Source organism: Blautia massiliensis (ex Durand et al. 2017) (assembly GCF_051861785.1).
Lineage (GTDB): Bacteria > Bacillota > Clostridia > Lachnospirales > Lachnospiraceae > Blautia_A > Blautia_A luti_A.
This window is the reverse complement of record NZ_CP146725.1, coordinates 508,604-517,500: the sequence shown is the minus strand read 5'-3', so window position 1 is coordinate 517,500 and position 8,897 is coordinate 508,604. Positions and strand designations below refer to the sequence as shown.

Annotated in this window: 6 protein-coding genes, 1 tRNA gene, 2 rRNA genes and 1 pseudogene (1 of these 10 cut by a window edge); all 10 read left to right on the top strand. The window is 45.8% G+C overall.

The genetic code is table 11. The annotated features are described in order from the left end of the window. Positions 1 to 69: ribosomal RNA gene (rrf, locus tag V9W66_RS02685) — 5S ribosomal RNA — on the top strand (it extends 49 nt beyond the left edge of the window). A gap of 372 nt (positions 70 to 441) precedes the next feature. Further along, positions 442 to 3,328, top strand: a 23S ribosomal RNA gene (locus V9W66_RS02680). Between the two features lie 240 nt (positions 3,329 to 3,568). Next, positions 3,569 to 3,641: transfer RNA gene (locus V9W66_RS02675), tRNA-Asn, on the top strand. Between the two features lie 208 nt (positions 3,642 to 3,849). Further along, positions 3,850 to 4,419: an NUDIX hydrolase gene (locus tag V9W66_RS02670; RefSeq protein WP_021652971.1), complete on the top strand. Its 570-nt coding sequence runs from the start codon at positions 3,850 to 3,852 to the stop codon at positions 4,417 to 4,419. A 6-nt stretch (positions 4,420 to 4,425) separates the two neighbouring features. Then, complete coding sequence (locus V9W66_RS02665; RefSeq protein WP_144092929.1) at positions 4,426 to 4,986, top strand: flavin reductase family protein; 561 nt, start codon at positions 4,426 to 4,428, stop codon at positions 4,984 to 4,986. Between the two features lie 362 nt (positions 4,987 to 5,348). Further along, a complete protein-coding gene (locus V9W66_RS02660) occupies positions 5,349 to 5,486 on the top strand; it encodes a hypothetical protein (RefSeq protein ID WP_199579967.1) in 138 nt (45 codons plus the stop codon). Then, positions 5,449 to 6,546, top strand: coding sequence for an RNA-guided endonuclease TnpB family protein (locus V9W66_RS02655; protein ID WP_161206354.1), 1,098 nt, complete (start codon positions 5,449 to 5,451; stop codon positions 6,544 to 6,546). The genes V9W66_RS02660 and V9W66_RS02655 overlap by 38 nt, the downstream gene beginning before the upstream one ends. Before the next feature lie 150 nt (positions 6,547 to 6,696). Beyond that, a pseudogene (locus V9W66_RS02650) lies at positions 6,697 to 7,056 on the top strand (DapH/DapD/GlmU-related protein); the annotation flags it as partial. Positions 7,057 to 7,185: 129 nt separating this feature from the next. Continuing rightward, positions 7,186 to 8,487, top strand: coding sequence for a [FeFe] hydrogenase H-cluster maturation GTPase HydF (hydF, locus tag V9W66_RS02645; protein ID WP_144092829.1), 1,302 nt, complete (start codon positions 7,186 to 7,188; stop codon positions 8,485 to 8,487). Between the two features lie 98 nt (positions 8,488 to 8,585). Next, positions 8,586 to 8,735, top strand: coding sequence for a hypothetical protein (locus V9W66_RS02640; protein ID WP_186289986.1), 150 nt, complete (start codon positions 8,586 to 8,588; stop codon positions 8,733 to 8,735). Positions 8,736 to 8,897: the final 162 nt, after the last annotated feature.

Genomic DNA, 8,897 nt, shown 5'->3' with positions numbered 1-8,897 from the left:
ACGGTTAAGACCCAATCGGCCGATGGTACTGCACTGGAGACGGTGTGGGAGAGCAGGTGGGCGCCAGATCAAAAAAGAAAAACAGGAGAGATCCTGATGAGAATAGATGCTGGTTTTACCAGTGATTTAAGAAGAAAAGATATTTTCTTTTTAAATGGCTGATAAAACATCAGTCAGCATTGTACCTTGAAAACTGCATACATGAGATTTGATTAAGTTAATCAAATATCCTTAAACGCAAAGTATTAAGAAATTAATGCAAACGCAAAGATAGGAAGACATCGATTTATCTGTTATTGAACAGAGTAATCAAACACATGTCGGAAGATACGTGAGTATCGGAAGACACGAGAATCAAGAGACCGCATCACCTACGCTAGGGTGATGTTAAGCGGCAGGCAGATCATCCACAGGAAGATCCACTTGCATGCTAAGGCAAAAGGTCAAGCAATAAGGGCACAGGGCGGATGCCTTGGCACTAAGAGCCGATGAAAGACGTGATAAGCTGCGAAAAGCTTCGGGGAGGAGCAAATATCCCGTGATCCGGAGATGTCTGAATGGGGAAACCCGCATGAGCAGACCTCATGCATCCATACGCCAATCCATAACGTATGGAAGGGAACCCGGGGAACTGAAACATCTAAGTACCCGGAGGAAAAGAAAGAAACATCGATTCCGTAAGTAGCGGCGAGCGAACGCGGAGGAGCCTAAACCGGTGTGCGTGCATGCCGGGGTCATGGACTGCATTTAAGATTCAGCGAAGTTAACAGAACGGTTTTGGGAAAGCCGGCCGCAGAGGGTGAAAGCCCCGTACGTGAAAGCAGAGCTGACTGAGCAGGATCCGGAGTACCACGAGACACGAGGAACCTTGTGGGAAGTAAGGGGGACCACCCCCTAAGGCTAAATACTACTTAGTGACCGATAGCGCATAGTACTGTGAAGGAAAGGTGAAAAGGACCCCGGGAGGGGAGTGAAAGAGAACCTGAAACCCTGTGTCTACAAGCTGTGGGAGTGCCATATGAGCACGACCGCGTACTTTTTGTAGAACGGTCCGGCGAGTTACGCTTACTGGCAAGGTTAAGCACTTCAGGTGTGGAGCCGTAGGGAAACCAAGTCTTAACAGGGCCAGAGTCAGTAGGAGTAGACCCGAAACCGGGTGATCTATCCATGTCCAGGTTGAAGCTGCCGTAAGAGGTAGTGGAGGACCGAACCCACATCCGTTGAAAAGGGTGGGGATGAGGTGTGGATAGGGGAGAAATTCCAATCGAACCCGGAGATAGCTGGTTCTCCTCGAAATAGCTTTAGGGCTAGCCTCGGTGTGAGTCTTGCGGAGGTAGAGCACTGAATTTCCTAGGGGGCGTCAAAGCCTACCGAAGAATATCAAACTCCGAATGCCGTGTAGATATCACCGGGAGTCAGACTGCACGAGATAAGTTGGGCGGTCAAAAGGGAAAGAGCCCAGACCTACAGTTAAGGTCCCAAAGTGCGCGTTAAGTGGAAAAGGATGTGGGATTTCGAAGACAACCAGGATGTTGGCTCAGAAGCAGCCATACATTCAAAGAGTGCGTAATAGCTCACTGGTCGAGAGGTCCTGCGCCGAAAATGTCCGGGGCTGAAACGCGCCACCGAAACTAAGGAATCTGAAAAGATTGGTAGAGGAGCATTGCATGCGGGAAGAAGCAGTACCGGAAGGAGCTGTGGACTGCATGGAAGAGAGAATGCCGGAATGAGTAGCGAGATAGAGGTGGGAATCCTCTAGGCCGAATATCCAAGGTTTCCAGGGTAAAGCTGATCTGCCCTGGGTGAGTCGGGACCTAAGGTGAGGGCGAGAGCCGTAGCCGATGGACAACAGGTTGATATTCCTGTACTGCAGTATGACAGAACTGTGGGGACACGTAAGGAGAGCGGGAGCCGGGAATGGAAAGCCCGGTACAAGCGAGGTACCAGTATGGTAGGAAAATCCGTCATGCAATGGGAAGACGTGATGTGGAGTGAATTTTAGTAACGAAGCCCGTGAGCCATGCGTCAAGAAAAGCCGCTATCGTTCATATTGTACCCGTACCGTAAACCGACACAGGTGGATGAGGAGAGAATCCTAAGGCCGGCGGAAGAAGTATTGCCAAGGAACTCGGCAAAATGGCCCCGTAACTTAGGGAGAAGGGGTGCCTGCGAGAGCAGGCCGCAGAGAATAGGCTCAAGCAACTGTTTAGCAAAAACACAGGTCTATGCGAAACCGAAAGGTGAGGTATATGGGCTGACGCCTGCCCGGTGCTGGAAGGTTAAGAGGAGAGGTCAGACGTAAGTCGAAGCTTTGAATTTAAGCCCCAGTAAACGGCGGCCGTAACTATAACGGTCCTAAGGTAGCGAAATTCCTTGTCGGGTAAGTTCCGACCCGCACGAAAGGCGTAATGATTTGAGCGCTGTCTCGGCAATACATCCGGTGAAATTGAAGTGCCAGTGAAGATGCTGGCTACCCGCGCCAGGACGGAAAGACCCCATGGAGCTTTACTCCAGTTTGGCACTGGGGTCCGGTGTTGCATGTACAGGATAGGTGGGAGGCTGAGAAACGGTAGCGTCAGTTGCCGCGGAGCCGCTGTTGGGATACCACCCTTGTGATATTGGGCTTCTAACCAGCCGCCGTGAACCGGCGGTGGGACAATGCCAGGCGGGGAGTTTGACTGGGGCGGTCGCCTCCGAAAGGGTATCGGAGGCGCCCAAAGGTTCCCTCAGAATGGACGGAAACCATTCGAAGAGTGCAAAGGCAGAAGGGAGCTTGACTGCGACACCGACGGGTGGAGCAGGTACGAAAGTAGGGCTTAGTGATCCGGTGGTATTAAGTGGGAATGCCATCGCTCAACGGATAAAAGCTACCCTGGGGATAACAGGCTTATCACTCCCAAGAGTTCACATCGACGGAGTGGTTTGGCACCTCGATGTCGGCTCATCGCATCCTGGGGCTGTAGTAGGTCCCAAGGGTTGGGCTGTTCGCCCATTAAAGCGGTACGCGAGCTGGGTTCAGAACGTCGTGAGACAGTTCGGTCCCTATCCGGCGTGGGCGCAGGATATCTGAGAGGAGCTGTCCTTAGTACGAGAGGACCGGGATGGACGGACCGCTGGTGGACCGGTTGGCTTGCCAAAGCCATGGCCGGGTAGCCAAGTCCGGAAGGGATAAACGCTGAAGGCATCTAAGCGTGAAGCCCCCCTCAAGATGAGATATCCCATTCTTATGAAGTAAACCCCCTTGAAGACGACGAGGTAGATAGGGCAGGGGTGGAAGTGTGGTAACACATGGAGCTGACTGTTACTAATCGGGTGAGGGCTTGACCAAAAAGCCGAGGAAGCGGGCAGGAAACAGCAGGAATGGATCGGAACAAGCTTGCTTGTGGAGAACCATTTATGGTACAGACTGAACATTTGCGAAGCAAATGACATCGAACGACGGAGTCGTGAGATGACCACCGCTGGAGTATCAGTACGCAGGTTAGAATTGATTCAAAGAGTTTGATTAACGATCAACAGGCATGTATGTAGTTTTTAAGGTACAAACCTTAATTAAATATTTAAGTAATCCTCCTTAGCTCAGTCGGTAGAGCATGCGGCTGTTAACCGCAGTGTCGTTGGTTCGAGTCCAACAGGGGGAGTTTTTTTATGCCTGTAAACAAGGAATTGTTTACAGGCGCTTTTTATATGTTTGTATAAATATCCGTTATATATATCGTAATATTTAACCGAATCAAGTAATCCCCTATAGAATGTTTTCTGATAACAGACTGGAAACTATTTCGAAATCATGCTAGAATGAAATTGGTTTGGTTAAGAAAGAATAATTTATGAGAAAGAAGCAGAAAAATGGAATTATTTGATATCATAGATGAAAACGGAAATCCCACTGGAAAGATCGTAGAACGGAGTATTGCTCACGCAGAAGGAATCCCTCATCGTACTGCTCATATCTGGATCATCCGTCGGAGGAATGAAAAAACAGAGATCCTTCTTCAGAAAAGATCCAGAAACAAGGACTCCTTTCCTGGAAAATTTGATACTTCATCTGCAGGTCACATACAGGCGGGAGATGAACCAATGGAATCGGCATTGCGGGAACTAGAAGAAGAACTGGGAATCCATGCAGAATCAGCTGATCTGCAGTTTGCAGGAAAATTCCCCATATCTTTTGCCAGAGAATTTCATGGAAAAATATTCCGGGATGAAGAAATCGCTTTTGTTTATATTTACGATCACCCGGTAGAGATCGATCATCTTACACTTCAAAAGGAAGAAGTAGAAGAGGTACAGTGGTTTGATCTGGAAGAAACGTATCAGCAATGCAGTCAGCACAGAGATAAATTCTGTGTTCCGCTGGGAGGTCTGCAGCTTGTACGTCAATTTATAAAAAGTAACGGCAATACAATAAAGGAGTGAAAGATCATGAGAAAAGATTTCGGAGCAAAGCCTTACACTTATCCACAGCCGGTATTAATGATCGCTACATATGGTGAAGATGGAAAACCGGATGTTATGAATGCAGCCTGGGGAGGAATCAGCGATGATAAGGAAATTTCCATCTGTGTCAGTGAAAATCATAAAACAACTGAAAACATCCTGAAAAAAGGCGCTTTTACAGTAAGTATGGCAGATGTGGAGCATATGACAGCCTGCGACTATGTAGGAATTGTTTCCGGAAACAAAGAGCCGGATAAATTTGTAAAAGCCGGATTTACAGCAGAAAAATCTGAAAAAGTAGATGCACCTATTATCAAAGAGCTTCCAATTTGTATAGAATGTAAGCTGAAAAGCTATGACAAAGACACCTGCCGGCTGATCGGTGAGATCGTAAATGTCAGCGTGGATGAGAGCGTTCTGGATGAAAATGGAAATGTAGATGTTGCAAAAGCAGCACCGATCACTTTTGATCCGTTCAACAATGCATATATCCGTCTTGGCGAAAAAGTCGGCGATGCTTTTAAAGCCGGAATGGCACTGAAATAAATAATAATGACACGTCCCACACAGTTGGATAAAAGAAAAGAAATGCTGAAAGAGATGTTTGCGGAGATTGGTGAGGGTTGCTATATTGAACCACCTCTCCATGCAAATATGGCAGGGGCTTATGTCTATTTTGGAAAAAATGTCTATGCCAACTTTAACAAATGTAGCAAGAATTCTCCCACCTCTTCAGGTGGTGAGATGAATTGCACATCTGAGCATATCTGCTCAAAAAAATCTCTATAGTATAAAAGAAACACTTGTTCTCCCTTCCCTGATGTAGTATACTGAAAAAGAACAATTAGTTCATAAATACATATCCGTCGATATAAGAAAAAGGATGATAAATATAATGGAGTTAGACCATGAAAGATGCATTCTGGGGTCAGATCTTCGGTCTGCTCAGTGCAGGCGGAGCAACGATTGAAACGATACGGCAGTATATAGAAAGCCAGGGTGAGAAGAATGAACCGCGCCGTAAAAATAAGGATCTATCCAAATAAAGAGCAGAGAGTTCAGATAGAGCAAACAATCGGCTGCAGCCGCTTTATCTATAACCAGATGCTTGCAGATAAGATCAGTTATTACCAGAAAGAAAAAAAGATGCTCCGGAACACACCGGCCGGATATAAAAAGGAATATCCATGGCTGAAAGAGGTGGATTCCCTTGCCCTGGCGAATGCGCAGCTGCATCTGGAAAGTGCGTTCCGGAAGTTTTTTCGGGAACCAGCCTGCGGATTTCCACGTTATAAATCAAAGAAGCATGCAAGAAATTCATATACGACCAATGCACTAAACGGAAATATCCTTTTGCAGGATACCCATCTGAAGCTTCCAAAGATGTCCGTCATAAGGATAAAACTTCACCGTCAGATTCCATCAGACTGGAAACTGAAGTCTGTAACTGTGAGCCGTGAGCCATCCGGGAAATATTTTGCCAGCCTTTTGTTCTGCTGTGAGAACCAAACAGTGGAAAAAAGACCGGCAGAGAGATTTCTTGGGATCGATTTTGCCATGCAGGGAATGTGTGTATTTTCTACAGGAGAAAGAGCCGGGTACCCTATGTTTTACAGAAAAGCAGAGAAAAAACTTGCAAGAGAACAGAGAAAGCTCTCCCACTGTGAAAAAGAAAGCCGGAACTATCAGAAACAGAAAAAAAGGGTAGCTTTATGTCATGAAAAGATAAAGAACCAGAGAAAAGATTTTCAGCATAAGCTCAGCAGGGAGCTTGCGGAAAGATATGATGCAGTATGTGTGGAAGATCTGAATCTGAAGGGAATGTCCGGAGGGCTGCACCTTGGGAAAGGTGTGCAGGATAACGGGTACGGTCAGTTTCTGTTCATGCTGGGATACAAGCTGGAAGAATGCGGGAAACATCTTATAAAAGTAGACCGTTATTTTGCATCCAGCAAGATCTGCAGTGTATGCGGACATAAGAAAAAGGAACTGGCATTGTCGGATAGAATGTATGTTTGTGAATGTGGAAACAGGATGGACCGGGATGTGAATGCAGCAGTCAACATCCGTGAAGAAGGAAAAAGAATCTATAAAGAATGTGCCTGATGGCACAAGAAAAAAATCCGTAACCGGATAAACATAAAAAACAAAACCGCGGGACACGCGGGGATAGCCTGTTTTAGCTTTGCCCTAAAGGGTAATCGAGCAGGAAGCCCCCACTTCAAAATCGTAAGATTTAAGTGGTGGGAGCATGTCACCCTGACACTGGTAGATGACAGTCATATCTACGTGGCAGACTACACCATGATCGGTCCAAATGTGACTATTGCAACTGCAGGTCATCCGATTCTTCTGGAACTCCGTGAAAAGGGATATCAGTATAACATGGAAGTCCATATCGGTAAAAACTGCTGGCTGGGAGCATGAGTTGTTGTGTTACCGGGAGTTATCATCGGGGATAATGTTGTAGTGGGAGCGGGTAGCATTGTGACAAAGGATATTCCTTCCAATGTGGTTGCAGTCGGTAATCCCTGTAAGGTGCTTCGGGAAGTAAATGAGCGTGACAGAGAGTATTGTTTTAAAGACAGAAAAATTGACTACTCAGAGATTGTGTAAGCTTTGTCTGGAGGAATATAAAGATCTGTTTTTCCGATAAAGTTATTTTGAAAAATCAAAAAGAAGCAGGTTGATGGGAACAGGAATGGATGAGGACCTGTCTGATGCTGAAAGAAAAGAGGATAAATTATGGGAATGAATGAAACACCGTCAGCAGACCGTGTACATATCGGTTTTTTTGGCAGAAGAAATACAGGAAAATCCAGTATTGTAAATAAGGTGACAGGCCAGGAGCTGGCTGTGGTATCCGATGTAAAGGGAACTACTACAGATCCGGTAAGTAAGGCCATGGAGCTACTTCCTATGGGCCCGGTGGTGATCATAGATACACCAGGTATTGATGATGAAGGCCATCTTGGAGAACTTCGCGTCCGCAAGGCGAAACAGGTGTTGAACAGAGTGGATGTAGCAGTTCTTGTAGTAGATGCCACTGTGGGAAAAACCAGTGTGGATGAAGAATTGATCCATATTTTTAAAGAGAAGGAGATTCCATATCTGGTTGTTTATAACAAGGCAGATCTGCTGAAAACAAAAGATGGGAACCGGCTTTCTTCAGATAATAACTTAAACCGGAATACCCATGCGGGTGCGGTCAAAGAGAGCAGTGTCAGCCAGAAACAGGATCATGAAAACCAGAACACAGAGCAATTTATTTATGCCAGCGCCGCCACCGGTCAGAATATCTACGAATTGAAAGAAAAGATCGCTTCGCTGGCAGTAACGGATGAACTGAAATTGCGTCTGGTAGGGGATCTCCTTGAACCATCAGATTTTGCGATTCTTGTAGTTCCCATAGATAAAGCTGCACCAAAAGGGCGTCTGATCCTTCCGCAGCAGCAGACGATCCGTGATGTGCTGGAAGCCGGAGCAGCAGCCATCGTGATCAAAGAGGATGAGCTTTCCAATACACTGGAAACCCTGGGGAAAAAACCAAAGCTTGTGATCACAGACAGCCAGGTCTTTGCCAGAGTCAGTGAAGAAACTCCAGAAGACATCTGGCTTACTTCATTCTCTATTCTGTTTGCCAGATTTAAAGGAAATCTAAAGACAGCGGCAGCTGGGGCAGCAGCACTGGACCGGCTGAAAGACGGTGACAAGATCCTGATCTCAGAGGGATGTACCCACCACAGGCAGTGTGATGATATCGGAACAGTCAAGCTTCCACGCTGGATCCGTAATTATACGGGGAAAGAGCTGGAATTTGAGTATTCCTCCGGAAGAGATTTCCCGGAGGATGTGACGAAGTACAGTCTGATCGTGCATTGTGGCGGATGTATGCTTAATGAGAGAGAAATGCGTTACCGTCAGAAATGTGCATTGGATCAGGAGATTCCTATCACCAATTACGGAATTGCCATTGCCTACATGCAGGGAATCCTGAAACGTTGTGTGGAAATGTTCCCGGATGTGAGGAAAGAACTGGAACAGTAATTTTTTTCAGGTGTTTACATTTTTTCCGAAAAATGATATAGTAGCGATTGTTCATTTTATAAATTTGCAAAAGGTGACGATAAGGAGTTGCAGATACAATGATCGATCAGACACTTTCACAGGCCCTGCAGAAAGAAATTCCAATACTTACAGCTCAGATCCGAAGTCTCTATGCAGAATTCGATAAAAAATTTCATCTTAACGGAGCAAAGATCCCTATAACTTTTTATAAAAAGATCGGAATATAGTTTTATAAAAATAGACATCATCCTGGATATCAAAATAGATATCATATGGAGATGTTTATTTTTTTATATCGTTGAAACAGTATAAAAAAATTCTCCGGTACAGAAAATCTGTGTTCCGGAGAATTTTAAGTCAGGCGGATATTTGCGATCCGTATTTAGCCA

Excerpts from the sequence above, each read along its gene's own strand:
- V9W66_RS02660 (WP_199579967.1), top strand. The coding sequence starts at position 5,349 with ATGAAAGATGCATTCTGGGGTCAGATCTTCGGTCTGCTCAGTGCAGGC.
- V9W66_RS02655 (WP_161206354.1), top strand. The coding sequence starts at position 5,449 with ATGAACCGCGCCGTAAAAATAAGGATCTATCCAAATAAAGAGCAGAGA.
- V9W66_RS02665 (WP_144092929.1), top strand. The coding sequence starts at position 4,426 with ATGAGAAAAGATTTCGGAGCAAAGCCTTACACTTATCCACAGCCGGTA.
- V9W66_RS02640 (WP_186289986.1), top strand. The coding sequence starts at position 8,586 with ATGATCGATCAGACACTTTCACAGGCCCTGCAGAAAGAAATTCCAATA.
- hydF (WP_144092829.1), top strand. The coding sequence starts at position 7,186 with ATGGGAATGAATGAAACACCGTCAGCAGACCGTGTACATATCGGTTTT.
- V9W66_RS02670 (WP_021652971.1), top strand. The coding sequence starts at position 3,850 with ATGGAATTATTTGATATCATAGATGAAAACGGAAATCCCACTGGAAAG.